The organism is Parasediminibacterium paludis, assembly GCF_042651445.1.
Taxonomy (GTDB): domain Bacteria; phylum Bacteroidota; class Bacteroidia; order Chitinophagales; family Chitinophagaceae; genus Parasediminibacterium; species Parasediminibacterium paludis.
On the sequence record NZ_JBHSDC010000022.1, the window covers coordinates 202,899 to 220,378 of the forward strand.

The following is a 17,480-nucleotide window of genomic DNA, read 5'->3' on the forward strand; positions in this document are numbered from 1 at the left end:
ATCACACGTATATATGGAATTACAAAGATTTGCTTACGACAACAGAATGCCTAGAAATTTTGCTATCGCTACCGTGGTTTGGGGCGCAGTGGGCATGTTAGTAGGGGTTATCATCGCTTTTCAGTTGGCTTTTCCGGTTTTAAATTTTGGTTTGCAATACACTACGTTTGGTAGAATACGCCCCTTGCATACCAATGCCGTTATTTTCGCTTTTGTGGGCAATGGTATTTTTACGGCAGTATATTATGCTTTGCCAAGGTTGCTAAAAACACCCATGTGGAACCATACACTTAGTAAAATTCACTTTTGGGGCTGGCAATTAATTATTGTTGCTGCGGCTATTACCTTACCACTTGGTTTAACGGCGGGTAAAGAATATGCAGAACTAGAATGGCCGAATGATATTGCCATTACACTTGTTTGGGTGGTGTTTGGGGTAAATATGTTTGGTACCATTCTTACCCGTCGTGAGCGTCACTTATACGTAGCTATTTGGTTTTTTATTGGGTCATGGGTTACGGTAGCCATGTTGCATATTGTGAACTCTGTCGAAATTCCTGTCAGCTTCTGGAAAAGTTATTCATGGTATGGCGGGGTGCAAGATGCATTGGTGCAATGGTGGTATGGTCATAATGCGGTGGCTTTCTTTTTAACCACGCCTTATTTGGGCTTAATGTATTATTTTTTACCTAAAGCCGCTGGCAGACCAATCTATTCTTATCGCTTAAGTATTGTGCATTTTTGGAGTTTAATTTTCCTATATATCTGGGCTGGGCCACACCATTTGTTGTATACCGCTTTGCCAGAATGGGCGCAATCACTTGGTACAGCTTTTTCTATTATGCTATTACTACCTAGCTGGGGCGGTATGATTAATGGTTTATTTACGCTTCGTGGCGCTTGGGATAAAGTGCGTGAAAACCCCGTCTTGAAGTTTTTTGTAGTAGCGGTAACGTGCTATGGGATGGCTACGTTTGAAGGGCCGATGTTGTCTTTAAAAAATGTGAATGCCATTTCGCACTATAGCGATTGGACCATTGCACACGTACATATTGGCGCATTGGGCTGGAATGGCTTTTTAACCTTCGGTATGTTGTACTGGTTAATCCCCAAAATGTTCAATACCAAGTTGCACTCTATAAAACTGGCTGCCACACACTTTTGGATTGGTACCTTAGGTATTATTCTTTACGCCATACCGATGTATTGGGCGGCTTTTAGAAGCTATTTTATGATGAAGGCCTTTACACCTTCGGGTCAGTTGCAGTACCAGTTTATAGATATTGTACAAACAGTGGTACCGTTTTATATACTACGTGCTATTGGTGGTACTATCTATTTGCTAGGTGTGTTTTTAATGGTGTATAATTTAATTAAAACTGCGAAAGCAGGCAGCTTTGAAGCCGTAGAATATGCTGAAGCTCCTGCCCTTGAAAAAGCGTATAAAGCACCTGCCAATTCTTTCTGGCATTCGGTAATAGAACGCAAGCCAATGATGTTGCTAACCTTAAGTTTAATAGTAGTAGCTATTGGCGGTTTGGTAGAAATGATTCCTACTTTTTTGGTAAAATCTAATATTCCAACCATTGCTAGTGTAAAGCCATACACGCCATTAGAGTTGCAAGGTAGAGACATATACATCCGTGAAGGTTGCTACAACTGTCACTCACAAATGATTAGACCGTTTAGATACGAAGTAGCCCGTTATGGTGATTATTCTAAAGCAGGCGAATCGGTATATGACCATCCATTTCAATGGGGTAGCAAGCGTACAGGGCCAGATTTAGCACGTATTGGTGGTAAATATCCAGATAGCTGGCATTTTAACCACATGCTAGAGCCTACGTCTATGTCGCCCGGTTCTATTATGCCTACTTATGGTTGGTTGTACGATCAAAATATTGATGTGGCATCTACCAATTCTAAAATTCACGCCATGCGCAAATTGGGTGTGCCTTATGCCGAGGGTTACGAAAGCCAAGCCAATAAAGACTTAGCGCAACAAGCGCAAGGCATAGCAGACAATTTGAAGAAAGATAAAATTCAGGTAAGCAGTAACAAAGAAATCATCGCATTGATTGCTTATTTACAACGCTTGGGTAAAGACATTAAAACCGATACTACCAATTATTCAAAATAGGTTCATAATCCCTGCTGTAGGTGGTGGGTGTAAAAGCCCACCTAGCAGCATCGATAAAAGTAGTTAAACCAAACAAAAACGCACATCAATGAAGTTCTCTCAATATTTAGAAAAAATAGCAGGTGTAGGGGTGTATCCTATGATATCGCTACTGCTGTTTGTATTCTTTTTTACTGTGGTAACAATATTGGTTTTTAAACAAAACCAAGCCGAAATAAACCACATCGAAAACCTGCCTTTAGATAACTAAACTTTTTACAACGATGCAACTAATAAAAAAAATTACTGCAACTACCATAGGTGCTTTTGCTACCTCTTTAGTAATGGCAGAAACACCAAGCAATACGGGTTCTTCAATTGTTATGGATGGCGATACCATGCTGGTTATCTGCATTAGTTTATTGGCTATTGTTATTGCTTTTTTGGGCAATACACTAATATTTTCAATGAAATCGTATGGCGATAAAGCCAAGCTAAAAAAGCAAACAGAGACTTCGGTTAAAGCCGCTATGTTTATAGGCTTTATGCTCGTAAGTGTATCGTCTATGGCGCAAGCTGCTACTGCTACTACCGAACCTGTTGCAGAATCGCACACAAGTGGTTTTAGAATATTGCTCTATACCATTGTAGGCTTAGAAATGTTAATTATTGTGCTGTTTGCGCAGCTAATAAAATACTTTATCAATCCAGAAGTATTGTTTGTAGCTAAAGCAGAAAAAGCACCCAAACCTGCGCTGATTAATTGGGCTAAAATATGGCGTAAACTTAATCAGTTTAAACCTTTAGAACACGAAGCAAGTATAGATACAGGTCATAGTTACGATGGCATTCATGAGCTAGATAATGTAACGCCACCTTGGTTTAAAGTAGCGTTTATTGCTTCTATCATTTTTGCGTTTGGTTATTTGTATCGCTATCAAGTGGCAAAATCTGCCCCTTCACAAATTGAAGAGTATAATATAGAAGTAGCTGAAGCCAAAGTGCAGCAAGAGGAATATTTAAAAAGTCAGAAAGACAATGTAGATGAAAACAGTGTGGTAATGCTAGATGCCGATGGGGTAAGTTCTGGTGCAGCATTGTTTAAAACCAACTGTGTGGCTTGCCATGGTGCTCAAGGACAGGGTGGTGTAGGGCCAAACCTTACCGATGATTATTGGCTACATGGTGGGGGTATTAAAGATGTTTTTAAAACCATTAAATATGGCTGGCAAGAAAAAGGGATGAAGTCTTGGAAAGATGATTTTTCGCCTGTACAGATGGCGCAATTGGCAAGTTTTGTAAAATCGTTAAAAGGTACAAAACCACCTACACCAAAAGACCCACAAGGCGATTTGTATAAAGAAGTAGCTGACTCAACTACCGCTGCTGCGCCAAAACTAGCAGATAGTACAGCAGCTAAAAAGTAGTCGTAAAGATTTGGTAAAATATAATGTTATGATAGACGAGGCAAACGATATACAACACCAAGTAACGTTTAGAGATAGGGTAAGTAATGTAAATGAGAAAGGGCAGCGTAAATGGGTGTATGCCACGCAACCTGAGGGCAAGTTTTATCAATACCGCACTTGGGTGTCTGTGTTTTATTTGGCGATATTTTTTGTATTGCCACTTATTACATACAATGGGATGCCCTTTTTTATGCTCAATTTTCCTGAGGGTAAGTTTATTGTGTTTGGCAATATTTTTTGGCCGCAAGACTTTTTCATTTTTGCAGTGTCGATGATTACGTTTATTGTATTTGTGGCTTTGTTTACGGTAATTTATGGTAGGCTGTTTTGTGGTTGGGTATGCCCGCAAACAGTATTTATGGAAATGGTATTTAGAAAAATAGAGTGGTGGATAGAAGGTTCGGGTATGCAACAGCGCAAAATGAGCGGGGCAGCATTAACTACTGAACAGCGTATTAGAAAATTGATAAAACATGGCGTGTTTTTAGCCATCTCTTTTTTAATTGCCAATACCTTTTTAGCCTATATCTTAAGTGTAGAAGGGCTACTGAAAATTATACGAGAACCAATTGCTGACCATACCGTTTTACTGACAGGCTTATTGTTTTTTACGTTTTTGTTTTATGCTGTTTTTGCTTTTGTAAGAGATATTATTTGTACCACTGTTTGCCCTTATGGCCGTTTGCAAAGTGTGTTATTTGATAAAGACACCATGCAAATTGCTTACGACTATAAACGTGGCGAACCAAGAGGTAAACTATCAAAACAAGCAGCGGTTGCCACAGGCGATTGTATTGATTGCCATAAATGTGTGCAGGTATGTCCTACAGGTATTGATATACGTGACGGGGTGCAAATTGAATGTGTAGGCTGTACCGCTTGCATAGATGCTTGCAACGAAGTGATGTTGAAGATAAATAAGCCCAAAGGCTTGATTAGGTATGCCTCTGAAAATGAAATTGCTAGGGGTAAGCGATTTCACTTTAATGGCAGAATGAAAGCCTATTCTGTATTGCTAGTGATATTGCTAATAGTCACCACCGTGCTCGTTTTTACGAGAAGAAGCGTGGATACACATATTACCAGAGTGCGTGGGCAATTGTACCAAGAAGTAGGCAAGGATACCTTGGGTAATTTGTTTAATGCTATTGTATTGAACAAAACCAACAAATCTTTTGGTGTAAGCATGAAGCTGGAAAATATACCAGGCGAAGTAAGTTTTGTAAGTACTAAAGATGCCTACATGAAACCTGAAGCCGTAAATGAAGTCACGTTTTTTATTCGCATAAATAAGCAATATATTACTAAGCGCAGTACTGATATAAAAGTGGGTATTTATAAAAATGGGGAGAAAATACAAACTGTTACAACCGTATTTCTTGGGCCGTTTTTGTAAGCAACCAATAAGCATTATATCACAAAATCATTTCAATCATCTTAATCACACATTATTATGAACTGGGGATACAAAATACTAATCGGCTTTTCAACTTTTGTCATTGCAATGCTTTGTATGGTAGGCGTTGCCATGAAACAAAGCAATGAAATGATAGACGACAATTATTACGACAAAGAATTAAAGTATCAAGATAAAATTGATGCATCTAACAACTTGAGTGCTGTGGCTGAAAAGCTAAGTATTACGGATAGTGGCGATGTAGTGGTATTGCAATTGCCTTTGGCTACCATCGGTAATAATACCACAGGTACTATTGAATGTATTCGTTCTGCTGCACAAAATAAAGACGTGAAAATGCGCTTGCAGGTAGATGCTTCTGGCAAGCAAGTGTTACCAAAAACTTTGTTTATCAACGGTGTGTACCAATTGCGTTTAGATTGGATGACTAACGGCACTAGTTATTTTCACCAACAAGTATTAACGATTACAAAATAATATGGTCGCCATTGCACTCATAGGTTTCAGTATTGGCTTTTTAGGAAGCTTTCATTGCGTAGGCATGTGTGGGCCTATTGCATTGTCTTTGCCTATAATGCATGAAACAAAAGCCAAACGCTTGCTGCTAATATTCTTGTACAATATAGGCAGAGCAACAACTTATGCTGGATTTGGCGCTTTGGTAGGTATGGTGAGCAATCGCTTCTTTTTAACAGGTTATCAGCAGGTATTATCTATCGTACTTGGTTGTTTAATTTTGGTCGTGTTGATTGCTAGTAAATTTATGAACCTAGGAGCAACCATTTTTAAAGGGTTTCATTTGCGTGTACAAGGTTTACTCGCTAAATATTTACATGGACAAAAAAACACCGCGCATTTTTATATAATAGGTTCAGTTAATGGTTTGCTACCTTGTGGCTTAGTGTATATGGGTATTGCCGCTGCCGCTGCTACTGGTAGTATTCTGTATGCAACTTGGTTAATGTTTGCCTTTGGCTTAGGTACTTTACCGCTCATGTTTAGCTTAATGATAGTAGGCCGTGCAATACCCATAACGATAAAGCAACAACTGCGCAAAGCCCTGCCTTACTGTGTTGGGTTGATGGCTTGCTTACTAATATTACGTGGTATGAACTTGGGTATACCATTTGTAAGCCCAATAATGAACCATGCAGGTAGTGGGGTAATTAGTTGTCATTAGTTTTATTGTTTTTATTTTTTGTTAAATAAATTTCTTTTATTCATATTTTTACACTAAAATTTATTCGTTAAGTCAATTAGATATATAGTTTTGTCTAAAATTTTATAATTTTTTAAGGCGGGCATCACTTTTAGAATTTTACTTCTCTTCATTTTTATAATAAATTAAACGAAAGTTAATGTGTTAAATATTTCGAATGGAAGCAATTAAATCACGGTATGATCAATATAAAGTTGTTTTCTATAAGTATTACCCATCTTTATATAATTACGCATATTCTATTTTGGGAAATAAAGAATTATCAGAAGATATTGTACAGGATAGTTTTTTGAATGTTTGGGAAAAAAAACAAGATTTATTAGGTATTAATAATATCAGATTTTATCTTTTTTCTGTCGTTAGAAATAGTTGCTTCTCAAGCTTAAAAAATCAACAAAAGCGACAAATAGTAGAATTTAACAATATTTCAGTTGCCTACGAAAACCAAGAACTCCATCCAATAATTAATGAGACCGAAGTAGATATAGAGAAACTAGTCGGTGATGCATTAAAACGATTGCCACCTAAATGTAAAGAAGTTTTTTTATTAAGCCGAATAGGAAATTTTAGCTACAAAGAGATTGCAGAAACATTAAGTATTTCAGTTAAAACCGTCGAAAATCAAATGTCAAAGGCATTAAAAATAATTAGAATATTTGCTGGCGAACATAATATTTACTTAATTCTATTTTATTTTTTAATGGCAGGTAGTGGTAATTGATTTTTTTAAGTTTTAATTATACTTAACAATATTGCAAAATGAAAACATTAAGCGAAGATCTAATGCTACTTATCGAGCGAGAAATTTCTGGTCAAGCCTCACCTGAAGAGCTTGTAACGCTTAATAATTGGTTAAGTGCTGATAAGAAAAACATAAAAGAATACCAAGTTTTACAACAACTATATCGTGGGCATCAAACCTTATTAAGAAATAATATTGTAAATACTGATGAAGCTTGGCAAAAAGTATCTAACAAAATAGAAATTCTTCAAAATAGCAATAAAAAAACTATTATTTACAGGTGGTATTACGTGCTATCCGCAGCAGCCGCCATTTTTATTATTGTTTTTTTTGCATGGGTTTTTAGAATCAATAACCAAGTTGTTACAATAGAAGCAGTAGCAGGTAATGAGCAATTTTTATTGCCAGATAGTAGTAGTGTGAGTTTAAAGAAAGGCAGTGCAATAACTTACAATCGTTCGTTTAAAAAAGGAAGAAGTGTAATCGTTAAAGGGATAGCTTATTTTGATGTAAAGCACATTGTTAGTAATTCATTTACTGTAATTACCAATAATACCTTAATTCAAGATATAGGTACCTCATTTTTGGTAAATAATACAATCACAAAAGACGAAATAACTGTTTTTTCTGGTGAAATCAAATGCATAAATCTATCCACAAAGGCAGTAATCAACAATATAATTGCCGGTAAAAAAATAATTAATTATTCAAAAGGTTTTGTTGTGACTGATTTTACAGATACAAATATACTATCTTGGAAAAGTGGTGTTTTAGATTTTCCTGATGTATCTTTAACGAGGGTTTTAGAAGATATAAGTTTGCATTATGGTATTACTGTTAAATGTTTACCAATTGATTTATCAAATAATATTTACGTTAAATTGCATTTCGAAAATCAACCAATACAAGAAGTATTAAATGAGATTAAATTAGTAACAAAACTGCAGCTACGTAAAGGTAATAATGAATTTATATTCTTTCAATCGGTGAAAAATGAATCAAGCCAAATTAAGAAACAAAAGTAGAAATACAATTTTTTTTTATAAGGTTCTTATATGGATAATAATAATTAGTATCAACTCGAAATCTCTTTTTGCACAAAAAAAATATTCTTTCGCCGCTGATTATTATATTTCTTCTATAAAGAAAGGTACGATTGTAGAATTTTTAGATAATATAAAAGCTAATAGTTCCTATATCATTGAGTATTCAAAATCATTTTTAGATACTAATAAAATCATTCAATTAAGTGATTTTGATAATAATTTAGGTAAAATTTTTACAAAAATATTAGCAGGGCAAAAAGTTGTAGTTGCAGAGAAATACAACAAAATAATCTTGATTCCTACGAATGAAGTTTTTTCTCCAGCTGGGTTAGTACCAAAATATGCACTCTATGGAATCATTAAGGATTCTCAAAGTAAAGAACCATTGCCTAATGCCGTCATACTAGACAGAGAAAATAGAATAGGTGCAATTAGTAATAATTATGGATACTTCACACTTTCACTTGTAGAGGGGAAACATACATTAGAGGTCACTTACGCAGGTTTCGAAAAATTAATACGGTCATTTGTTATATCAAAGGATAATAGATGCGATTTTGAATTAATTAGTAAAATAGATTTAGGAAGAGAAGTAATTGTATCTGCCTCAAGAAATGACAATATAAAAGATGGGGGAAATAATGTATATAACGATGCTGATGTACAACCTTTTACCAATGTACTTGGTGAAGATGATCCCATGCAATCTTTAACCCAACTAACTAGCGTAAATGCTCAGCCCGAATCAGCGGGTAACTTCTTAATTCGTGGGGGCAGTGCTGACCAAAATGTATTTTTGTTAGATGGAAACCCAATATTCAATCCAACGCATTTATTGGGTTCATTGTCTATTATCAACCTAGCAGCCTTGAAATCATTTAAGCTTTACAAAAGCGATTTTCCTGCAAGGCTTGGCGGCGGCATATCAGCTGTAATGGATGTACGGACAAAGGACGGTAATATGCAATTGTGGGAAGGCAATATTAATATGAGCTTTTTGGCAGGTTCAATTTTTGCAGAGGGGCCATTACAAAAAAATAAAACAGCATTAATGTTTTCTGCCAGACAAAGCTGGGCTAATCCCTTTCTTAGGTTATTACATAAAAATTATACTGCTCAATTTTACGATATAAACATAAAACTGACTCATCTATTAACAAAAAGGGATAAAATACAATTTAATATTTACACGGGAAAAGATAATTTGGTTCAACAGGAAGATAATACCAATAATGAGCAAAACTGGGGTAATAATGTCTTTTCATGTAGCTGGAATCATTTACTTAAGTCAAAATCTTTTATAAATACCTCCTTAAATTATACCTCTTACAAAAATATTGCAGGTTATAAGTTAACACTTCTTGATTCAACAGGCTTGCCTATTAACGACGCTGTGTTTAATAATTACTCGAAAATTGCACAATTTAATTTTCAGACAGAGGTAGAAATTTCATTAACCAATTTAATAAAAATCAAATTTGGTTCTAAGTATACAGCCACTAGTATTCAACCTAATGGTACCAATATTTCAACTAATTTTATTAATAATACCCGATTTTTTTCACCATTTGATGATTTACATTCTCATAGACTAATGACATTTATTGAGGCTGAAATGCGTCTTAGCAAAAATTTTTATTTGCGCCCAGGTTTGAATTTATCTTTTTATGATTTTAAGAGTTATCATTTTACTTCGCTGCAACCAAGATTATTTGCATGGTATAAATTGAGTAAGCATGAACGAATTTATGTATCATTTGCGCATTTATCCCAGAATTTACATTTACTTACTAACCCATTATTAGGTGTTAATAGCGACGTATTGGTACCAGCTACTGCTAATTTGAAACCAGAACAAAGTTTTTTATATAATATCGGATACACTTACAAGGCAATAAAAAAGGGATTGGTTATTGAGGCTGAATTGTTTTATAAAAAACTTAAAGATATCATTAATTATGGTGATGGTAAAAATATTTATGTAAATAATTTTGAGATAGAAAAAAATATTGAGGTTGGTAGAGGATGGTTCTATGGGCTTGAATGCAGAATTCAAAAATCTACTACAAAATTATATACTAATTTAACCTACTCACTTGGATGGAATTGGCGACAGTTCAATCAAATTAATAATGGCGACCCATTTCCTTTTAAATATGATAGGCGTCACACAATTAATCTTGGGGTATCATATTTTTTGAATAAGCGTACCAGTGTTTCAGGATTATGGCATTTTTCAACTGGTGATGTTTTTAGCCTTCCTCAAAAATTATACCCTGACTTTAATAGTGCTCAGCAAATATCTTATCCGGGAACGCCTAATGAATATTATTTTGTATATCATTTTACTGGTGAAAATCAGTATAGGACCTTGCCTTATAATAAAATTGATATTGCCGTTTCAGTTGTAAGTCAACTGGCAAAAAAAATATCAGGGAAGCTAAATTTTGGTATTTACAACCTATCAAGTGCTGCTAGTCAGTATATTTATGATGTTGAAGGTGCAATTGGTAGCAAAACACTTATTGTTTTAAAAAAGTATAAACATTTTGATATTACGCCATATTTGTCTTATGCCATAAGTTTTTAAGTATGAAAGCAAGTTTTAAAATTATAGTTTACTATGTATTATTAATATTGATTGGTTGTAAAAAAAATAATTTTAATACAAATGCAACCGATTATCAAACTGTGGTGCAAACAGAAATTACTAATGGCGATTCTGCTTTTATACCAATAGCCCAAACTGTAGTGGTAGGTACTGGAAATATCATAAAATTCAGTAAACCTATAAATGCTACTGTTTCTATTTCTGATTCTCTAGGTAATAATGCCCTAATAAATGAAAATTTTTCTCCAGCGTTTCAAAATAATCCATTTGCAATTTTTACAAGTTCTTATAAATTTAAAAGTAAGAATAAATATACGTTGAGTGTAAAAAATGGCACCAGCCCACCTGTTACCGCCACTACATATATTCCTGCGCCTATATCTTTAGCTAAAATGGATACTTGTTCTTGCAATAGATTAAATAAAGCATTTTTAACGGTAAAAATTAATTTTCAGGATGATATAACAAGCGATAATTATTACATCATTGAGGTTTTAAAACAAAGAGTTAAAATCAAACGCTATTTTTTCTATCGAGGCACAAAATATGATTTATCAATACCTACAGATTCTATACTATATAATCATCTAAAGGCTGGCAATAATATATATATAATAAAAGATACTATTCCATTGAAATCTTATGTGTTACAGGATTCCTACACTAAAGATTTAAACACTGATAATGCTAAAATTAGTAGTTTGGAAATGCCATTTCAACGTATTTTATTAACAGATGCTAATTTCAATGGACTTATATACCATACGAAAATAGATATTGATAAAAAATTATTTGTAGAGCACAATCTTGAAAAACAAGGTAGAATTTTGATTCGCTTAAAATCTGTTTCCAAAGAACTTTATACTTATCTTTTTGATAATGAGCGTTACTTCGCCCTCTTTGGTTCTATCCCAAATAGCCAGTTGATAACCTTGCACAGTAATATTTTAAACGGCTTTGGCATCTTTGGTGGTAGCTACCTAGAGCAATGGGTTTTTTATTTTGAGCCACTAAATTAATGGCAGCCTCCTTTTAACTCACCTTTTGTAAATACTTTATTTTTCTGAAATCTTTTATTAGTAGATAGGGGTAAATGCAACATCCTTGTTTTATACTATAAACGTGTTCTTGAGTGCTTAATTAACGTTACAAAGCACAAAGTATACAGAGTGAATACTAAAATCTATGGTTGTATTAAAATTTACCCTTCAACAAGATAATAATGATATTACTATGAAGCGAATGGGGAAAGACATCGCATCTAGACATACTGTGATATATGGTAGCAATAAAATGAATGCTTCGTCTATAGAATTACTAGCCGCCGCAATTGCAACTTCTGCCTGCACAATCTTGCAATCGCATTGCGATAAAAATAAAATTGATATTTGTACTATTGAAGCTACAATTAAATTTAATCCTGACGTAAACAGTATAATTAGGGAGATGGACTTAAGTCTAATAATAACTGGCGGCATAGACAATTATCAAAAAAAAATGTTAGAGAATGTGTTAAATAACGAACTGATTTACTATTACCTAATATGTTCTAATATTAAAACAACAATTACTGTTACAAAAAAAGTAAAGTGGCGGACGGTTATATTGAATATACTTAACAATTTAAACTAACCGTTTATATATTTGATATTACTTATTGATGCTAATAACTACATCTTATATAATAATGTGTAAATATTTATATACTAATGCTGGTCGCTTTGTGAATCTAAAAGGTATAGAAATAAGAATTCCTATGAAAATTCTTACAGTAGTTGCTAGTATGAACCCTAAAGGGGGTGGGGTAGTGCAGGCAGTAAAAAGTTTTAGCAATATATATGCTAATAATAATATTTTAGAAACAATTGTTACTACAGATTTCCCAAAAGAAGATTTTGTAAAAGCAAATTCCAATATTATCGCATTAGGTCGGCAAGATAATAGTTGGGGCTATTCTAGAGAACTAAAAAGGTGGTTATTAGATAATATTGAACAATATGATGTTGTGATTCTGCATGGATTATGGTTATACACAAATTATGCTGTGCGTCAGGTGTTTAAAAAGATAAAAAAAAATAATATTATTGCAGTTCCAAAACTATATATAATGCCTCATGGCATGCTGGATCCATATTTCCAAAAAGCAAAAGAACGGCGCTTAAAAGCAATTAGAAATGCACTGTATTGGTATCTTATAGAAAAAAACATCATCAATAGTTGTGATAAAATTTTATTTACGTGTAACGAGGAATTGCGATTAGCGGCGCAGACATTTTTTGGCTATAAGCCCAAAACTTGTATTAATATCAATCTTGGTATTGAAGTGCCGCCGACTTTTGAACAAAAGCAAAAGGAAGCTTTTCAAAAAATATGCCCTAAAATAGTTGGGAAAAAATATTTGTTGTATTTCGGACGGATTGATTCTAAAAAAGGTGTTGACATACTAATTGAAGCATATGGCTCTATTGTCGAATATTTAGTGAAGAATGATTTACATGTTCCTGAGCTTGTAATTGCTGGGCCTGGCAAAGAAACCCTATACGGCAAGCAGCTAGTAATGCAAGTACGAAATAATGAGTGGATGAGCGATAGTGTACATTTTACCGGAATGCTTGTTGGTGATAGCAAATGGGGGGCTATATATGGTTGTGATGCTTTTATATTGCCAAGTCACCAAGAAAATTTTGGAATTGCTATTGTAGAAGCACTTGCTTGTAGTAAGGCAGTTTTAATTTCTAATAAAATTAATATTTATACTGAAATAGCCTTGAGTAACGCTGGAATAGTTAATAACGATACTTTAGACGGTACTGTTCAAAGCTTACTTACCTGGATAAGCTTAACGGATAAGGTTAAACAAATAATGAGCGAAAACGCTTACCATGCCTATAATCAATATTTCAATTTAAAAAATACCGAGCATACGATTATTGAAATGTTAGATAATGCATAATTTTTAATAATTAAATATAAACATATATTTAAATGGTACTTTTACATATTGGAAGCAATTCTACTAGTGCTTTAATACTTATTGGTATGTTAGTATATATCTTTTTTACTTTGAAAAAAAGGTAAGTTTATTTCTATTTTAAATGGGCAATTATTTATTGTAAGTTTTGTATTCGTGAATTATCAATAATGTATAAAATTCACATTTTTAATTTACAATATATATTCATTTTTTTGCTCTTTGGCACAATTATGGAATCTTTGTCACAAACAAATAATACCATGAAAAAAATAATAGCTTTAGTAATTATTGTAATGGCATCGATAGTTACTACCCATGCGCAAATAAGAAAAGTACCTGCTACAGTTACAGATGCTTTTAAAACACAGTTTGCCGCCGCATCACAAGTAGAATGGAAAGATAGAATTACCAATTTTGAAGCTAGCTTTAAGTTGAACAATATTAATCATACTGCTAAGTTTACCAAAGAAGGAACGATGATAGAAACCACTGGTGAGCTCGATTTTGTGCAACTGCCAAGTGGTGTAAAAGATGGGTTTAATAAAAGTAAATTTTCTGATTGGCAAGTAAAAGCAGTGATTACTTTTCAAGAAACTGATAAGCCTTTGTATTACAGAATTACGGTGAAAAAGAATGATATTACCAAGCGCTTTTTATATTTTGACAAAACTGGTAAACTGGTTAAAGATACAGTTACCCTCTAAAATATCCTTAATAGATAATAGCTATGCATGATATGGTGCATAGCTATTATTATATGGGTAGTGTTTCGAATACCCTTAGTTGTTAGCCATTGCCGCTATTAGTCCATTTAGTTCTGTAAGACTATCAAACAATTGCTTATAAGACCCTATCACAAAATATTGCTCCTGAAATTTATCTTTTATGTAAGGTGTGTTTAAAATTTGTGCAACATTGTAAGGTACTCTTTTGGGTTCATGCGAGTGTACTGAATAATAGGTTTCGCCACTTGAAGATAAAATACCAGCACCATAAATTTTTAAAATACCTGTTTCTTCAATTAGCCCAAACTCAATAGTGTACCAGTAAACCCTACTTAAAGCTTCAATAATTGTATCGTTATGTATGTGTTGCGAAGCGATTTTAGCCAGATTTTCTAAAAAGCTGCAAAAGTCTTTGGTGGCTAAAAGTGGTACATGGCCAAGTACATCATGGAACATATCGGGTTCTTCTAAATAGTCTAACTGTTCCATTTTACGAAGCCAAGTACTTGCAGGAAACTTTTTCTGTCCAAGCAATTCAAAAAATGAAGCATTGTCAATAAGCCCAGGTACAATTTCTATTTGCCAGCCTGTTATCGCTATTAAGCGTTCGTTGATGTGAGCAATATTGGGTATTTCATTTGCCGAAAAACCACAATAATCCATACCGCCAATATAGGCTTTTGAGGCGTAGGCATGAATTTGTGTAATTTGTCTTTCATACAATGCCTGCCAAACAGCTTGATCTTCTGGGGTGTATTTAGAATACTCTTGTGTCATATGATAATAATATTAAAACAAAATATAGTTGCAGAAAGCGATTATTTCTGGTGGATTTTATGGCTTTTGCAATACATTTTTATAGTAAGGGTGTACAAGCCCGCTAAAGTAGTGGTGATTTGTATCAGTTTATATTTCTGTTCAAATTTTTACACCTACGGTATGCTAAACTATCTTCGAAAAAAGATACGATTATTGATAAGTGGTTTTATTGGCAAACCGTTAATCATTTTTGATAAATAATTGTGGTATTTTCGACGATATTTATTTTATTTAATCACAAAGTCACTAAAATCAACACTAGTAAACAATGATTGTGAACCGTGTACTATTTGTGTTTTTTGTGGTAAAGTCTTAAAAATCTACTGAACAATGACAAAAAAGCTACTGATTGTTTCACTTTTCTCGCTTTCTATTTCGGCTATTGCAACAGCGCAAAGCGACCGCTGGCAGCAACACATTAAGTACAATATTGACGTGAAAATGGATGTTGTAACCAACCGATTTACTGGTATTGAAAAACTTGAATATACCAACAACTCTCCTGATACGTTAAAACGTTTGTTTTTGCACTTGTACTGGAATGCTTTTCAGCCAAATAGTAGCATGGACGTACGTAGTAGAGAATTGGGTAAAACCATCATTGGTAAAAATAGAAGAGGAGAAGATCAATATGATTGGGACGATCGCGTAAAAGATAGAATTAGCAAATTATCAGATGCGGAAATAGGATATCAACGTGTTAAAAGTTTAAAAATAAATGGGGTAGCGCAAGAATTGGTAGAACATGAAACCATTTTAGAAGTGAAGTTGAGCAAAGCTATTTTGCCAAAAACTAAAACCTTAATAGATGTCGCTTTTGAAGCGCAAGTGCCTTTGCAAGTGCGCAGAAGTGGGCGCGATAATGCAGAAGGTGTTCGTTATAGCATGAGTCAATGGTATCCAAAAATGTCAGAATACGATTATCAAGGTTGGAACGCAAATCCGTATATCGCTCGAGAGTTTTACGGTGTTTGGGGCGATTACGATGTGACCATTCATATTGACAAGAATTATATGGTAGCTGCAACGGGTGTATTGCAAAATGCCAATACTATTGGTTACGGTTTTGAAGCTGCAGGCGTAAAAGTGCCCGCACCTACTACAAGTACACTAACTTGGAACTTCAAGGGCGAAAATATTCATGATTTTGTGTGGGCTGCCGATCCTCAATTTAAGCATATCAGTAAAAAAATGCGACCAAACTTAACACTAAATGTGTTTTATAAAGCTGGCGATTTAGCCACAGATAGCGCTTGGAACAATGTGTTGTGGGCTGCTGAAAAAGCTTTGCCTTTTATGGAGAAAAAATTTGGTAAATATCCTTATCCACAATATTCTTTTATACAAGGCGGTGATGGTGGTATGGAATATGCCATGGCTACATTGATAAAAGGCCCAAGTTTGGGTACCGTTTTTCACGAGTGGATGCATAGTTGGTACCAGCATATTTTAGGAACTAACGAAAGCCTATTTGCTTGGATGGATGAAGGATTTACAAGCTTTGCTGAAAGTGAAGTATCTTATTATTATTATTCAAATTGGGCTTCTCAATCGCCTTATTTAAGTGCAGGTGCAAAAGCTGGTGTTGCAAGAATTATTGAGCGTACTAAATCACAATTACCGCTGGTACAAGCACCAAGTTACCAAGGTTATTTTGCGCTAGCTAAAAGTCCTTATGAAGAACCAATGAGTACCCATGCAGACCATTACAATACCAATTATGCCTACAGCTATGATGCCTATAGCAAAGGAGCTACTTTTCTTGCGCAACTAGGCTATATAGTAGGAGACAGTGTGAGAGACAAGATTTTATTAGCATATTACAATGAGTGGAAATTTAAGCATCCTAATGCCAATGATTTTATAAGAGTTGCAGAGAAGGTAAGTGGTATACAATTGCAGTGGTACAAAGAGTATTGGATAAATAGCATTAAAACCATTGATTATGCCGTAGGAAATTTAGATCCTGTTGATGGTAAAACACAAATTACTCTAAAGCGTATAGGTAAAATGCCAATGCCAATAGATGTGGTATTAACGTTTAAAGATGGCAGCCAAGAATTACATTATATACCAAGTAGTTTAATGTATGGGGAAAAGCCCGCTGAAAATGCCATTCCAAGAACGGTGCATACAGAATGGAAATGGACACATCCAGAGTATAGCTTTACTACCACTAGAAGTATTAAAGATTTAAAAAGTATAGAAATAGATCCAACACAGCGCCTTGCAGATGTAAATACAATCAACAACAAATTGGTGATACCCGAATAAATAAGTTGCTGAACTTTAGTCTGTAGGATTAAACAAGTCAATTGAATGAATAATAAAATACCTAT

At 34.3% G+C, this 17,480-nt stretch carries 15 protein-coding genes; 14 read left to right on the top strand and 1 reads right to left on the bottom strand.

What is annotated here, in order from left to right:
• The first annotated feature begins 13 nt into the window (after positions 1-13).
• From ccoN to ACFOW1_RS11275, 13 genes are all read left to right on the top strand, one after another.
• Positions 14-2,140, top strand: a complete 2,127-nt coding sequence (gene ccoN / locus ACFOW1_RS11215) for a cytochrome-c oxidase, cbb3-type subunit I (protein ID WP_379014330.1) — start codon at positions 14-16, stop codon at positions 2,138-2,140.
• 88 nt (positions 2,141-2,228) lie between these two features.
• Positions 2,229-2,390, top strand: coding sequence for a CcoQ/FixQ family Cbb3-type cytochrome c oxidase assembly chaperone (locus ACFOW1_RS11220; RefSeq protein WP_379014332.1), 162 nt, complete (start codon positions 2,229-2,231; stop codon positions 2,388-2,390).
• Positions 2,391-2,403: 13 nt separating this feature from the next.
• A complete protein-coding gene (locus tag ACFOW1_RS11225) occupies positions 2,404-3,546 on the top strand; it encodes a cbb3-type cytochrome c oxidase N-terminal domain-containing protein (protein ID WP_379014334.1) in 1,143 nt (380 codons plus the stop codon).
• Between the two features lie 28 nt (positions 3,547-3,574).
• On the top strand, positions 3,575-4,984 hold the full coding sequence (ccoG, locus tag ACFOW1_RS11230; protein ID WP_379014335.1) for a cytochrome c oxidase accessory protein CcoG: 1,410 nt from the start codon (positions 3,575-3,577) through the stop codon (positions 4,982-4,984).
• 57 nt (positions 4,985-5,041) lie between these two features.
• Complete coding sequence (locus ACFOW1_RS11235; protein WP_379014336.1) at positions 5,042-5,482, top strand: FixH family protein; 441 nt, start codon at positions 5,042-5,044, stop codon at positions 5,480-5,482.
• A gap of 1 nt (position 5,483) precedes the next feature.
• Complete coding sequence (locus tag ACFOW1_RS11240; protein WP_379014338.1) at positions 5,484-6,185, top strand: sulfite exporter TauE/SafE family protein; 702 nt, start codon at positions 5,484-5,486, stop codon at positions 6,183-6,185.
• Positions 6,186-6,381: 196 nt separating this feature from the next.
• A complete protein-coding gene (locus ACFOW1_RS11245) occupies positions 6,382-6,945 on the top strand; it encodes an RNA polymerase sigma-70 factor (RefSeq protein ID WP_379014340.1) in 564 nt (187 codons plus the stop codon).
• A 38-nt stretch (positions 6,946-6,983) separates the two neighbouring features.
• The gene (locus ACFOW1_RS11250; protein ID WP_379014341.1) at positions 6,984-7,991 is read left to right on the top strand and encodes a FecR family protein; all 1,008 of its coding nucleotides are present in this window, start codon (positions 6,984-6,986) and stop codon (positions 7,989-7,991) included.
• Entirely contained in the window at positions 7,960-10,602 is a 2,643-nt protein-coding gene (locus tag ACFOW1_RS11255; protein ID WP_379014342.1) for a TonB-dependent receptor, read from the top strand. Before ACFOW1_RS11250 ends, ACFOW1_RS11255 begins: the two co-directional genes overlap by 32 nt.
• Before the next feature lie 2 nt (positions 10,603-10,604).
• Complete coding sequence (locus tag ACFOW1_RS11260; RefSeq protein WP_379014343.1) at positions 10,605-11,642, top strand: DUF4249 family protein; 1,038 nt, start codon at positions 10,605-10,607, stop codon at positions 11,640-11,642.
• A gap of 166 nt (positions 11,643-11,808) precedes the next feature.
• A complete protein-coding gene (locus ACFOW1_RS11265) occupies positions 11,809-12,255 on the top strand; it encodes a hypothetical protein (protein ID WP_379014344.1) in 447 nt (148 codons plus the stop codon).
• A gap of 55 nt (positions 12,256-12,310) precedes the next feature.
• Positions 12,311-13,576 (top strand): glycosyltransferase, encoded by a 1,266-nt coding sequence (locus ACFOW1_RS11270; RefSeq protein WP_379014345.1) that lies wholly within the window; start codon positions 12,311-12,313, stop codon positions 13,574-13,576.
• A 281-nt stretch (positions 13,577-13,857) separates the two neighbouring features.
• Positions 13,858-14,301, top strand: coding sequence for a hypothetical protein (locus tag ACFOW1_RS11275; RefSeq protein ID WP_379014346.1), 444 nt, complete (start codon positions 13,858-13,860; stop codon positions 14,299-14,301).
• 75 nt (positions 14,302-14,376) lie between these two features.
• On the opposite strand, the gene ACFOW1_RS11280 is transcribed toward ACFOW1_RS11275, so the two are convergent.
• Positions 14,377-15,099, bottom strand: coding sequence for a phenylalanine 4-monooxygenase (locus ACFOW1_RS11280; protein WP_379014347.1), 723 nt, complete (start codon positions 15,097-15,099; stop codon positions 14,377-14,379).
• A gap of 372 nt (positions 15,100-15,471) precedes the next feature.
• Here ACFOW1_RS11280 and ACFOW1_RS11285 point away from each other — a divergent pair, with 372 nt between their 5' ends.
• The gene (locus tag ACFOW1_RS11285) at positions 15,472-17,415 is read left to right on the top strand and encodes a M1 family metallopeptidase (protein ID WP_379014349.1); all 1,944 of its coding nucleotides are present in this window, start codon (positions 15,472-15,474) and stop codon (positions 17,413-17,415) included.
• Positions 17,416-17,480 lie beyond the last annotated feature (65 nt).

Excerpts from the sequence above, each read along its gene's own strand:
- ACFOW1_RS11220 (WP_379014332.1), top strand. The coding sequence starts at position 2,229 with ATGAAGTTCTCTCAATATTTAGAAAAAATAGCAGGTGTAGGGGTGTAT.
- ACFOW1_RS11225 (WP_379014334.1), top strand. The coding sequence starts at position 2,404 with ATGCAACTAATAAAAAAAATTACTGCAACTACCATAGGTGCTTTTGCT.
- ACFOW1_RS11280 (WP_379014347.1), bottom strand. The coding sequence starts at position 15,099 with ATGACACAAGAGTATTCTAAATACACCCCAGAAGATCAAGCTGTTTGG.
- ACFOW1_RS11250 (WP_379014341.1), top strand. The coding sequence starts at position 6,984 with ATGAAAACATTAAGCGAAGATCTAATGCTACTTATCGAGCGAGAAATT.
- ACFOW1_RS11270 (WP_379014345.1), top strand. The coding sequence starts at position 12,311 with ATGTGTAAATATTTATATACTAATGCTGGTCGCTTTGTGAATCTAAAA.
- ACFOW1_RS11235 (WP_379014336.1), top strand. The coding sequence starts at position 5,042 with ATGAACTGGGGATACAAAATACTAATCGGCTTTTCAACTTTTGTCATT.
- ACFOW1_RS11265 (WP_379014344.1), top strand. The coding sequence starts at position 11,809 with ATGGTTGTATTAAAATTTACCCTTCAACAAGATAATAATGATATTACT.
- ACFOW1_RS11275 (WP_379014346.1), top strand. The coding sequence starts at position 13,858 with ATGAAAAAAATAATAGCTTTAGTAATTATTGTAATGGCATCGATAGTT.
- ACFOW1_RS11260 (WP_379014343.1), top strand. The coding sequence starts at position 10,605 with ATGAAAGCAAGTTTTAAAATTATAGTTTACTATGTATTATTAATATTG.
- ACFOW1_RS11240 (WP_379014338.1), top strand. The coding sequence starts at position 5,484 with ATGGTCGCCATTGCACTCATAGGTTTCAGTATTGGCTTTTTAGGAAGC.
- ACFOW1_RS11245 (WP_379014340.1), top strand. The coding sequence starts at position 6,382 with ATGGAAGCAATTAAATCACGGTATGATCAATATAAAGTTGTTTTCTAT.
- ACFOW1_RS11255 (WP_379014342.1), top strand. The coding sequence starts at position 7,960 with ATGAATCAAGCCAAATTAAGAAACAAAAGTAGAAATACAATTTTTTTT.
- ccoN (WP_379014330.1), top strand. The coding sequence starts at position 14 with ATGGAATTACAAAGATTTGCTTACGACAACAGAATGCCTAGAAATTTT.
- ACFOW1_RS11285 (WP_379014349.1), top strand. The coding sequence starts at position 15,472 with ATGACAAAAAAGCTACTGATTGTTTCACTTTTCTCGCTTTCTATTTCG.
- ccoG (WP_379014335.1), top strand. The coding sequence starts at position 3,575 with ATGATAGACGAGGCAAACGATATACAACACCAAGTAACGTTTAGAGAT.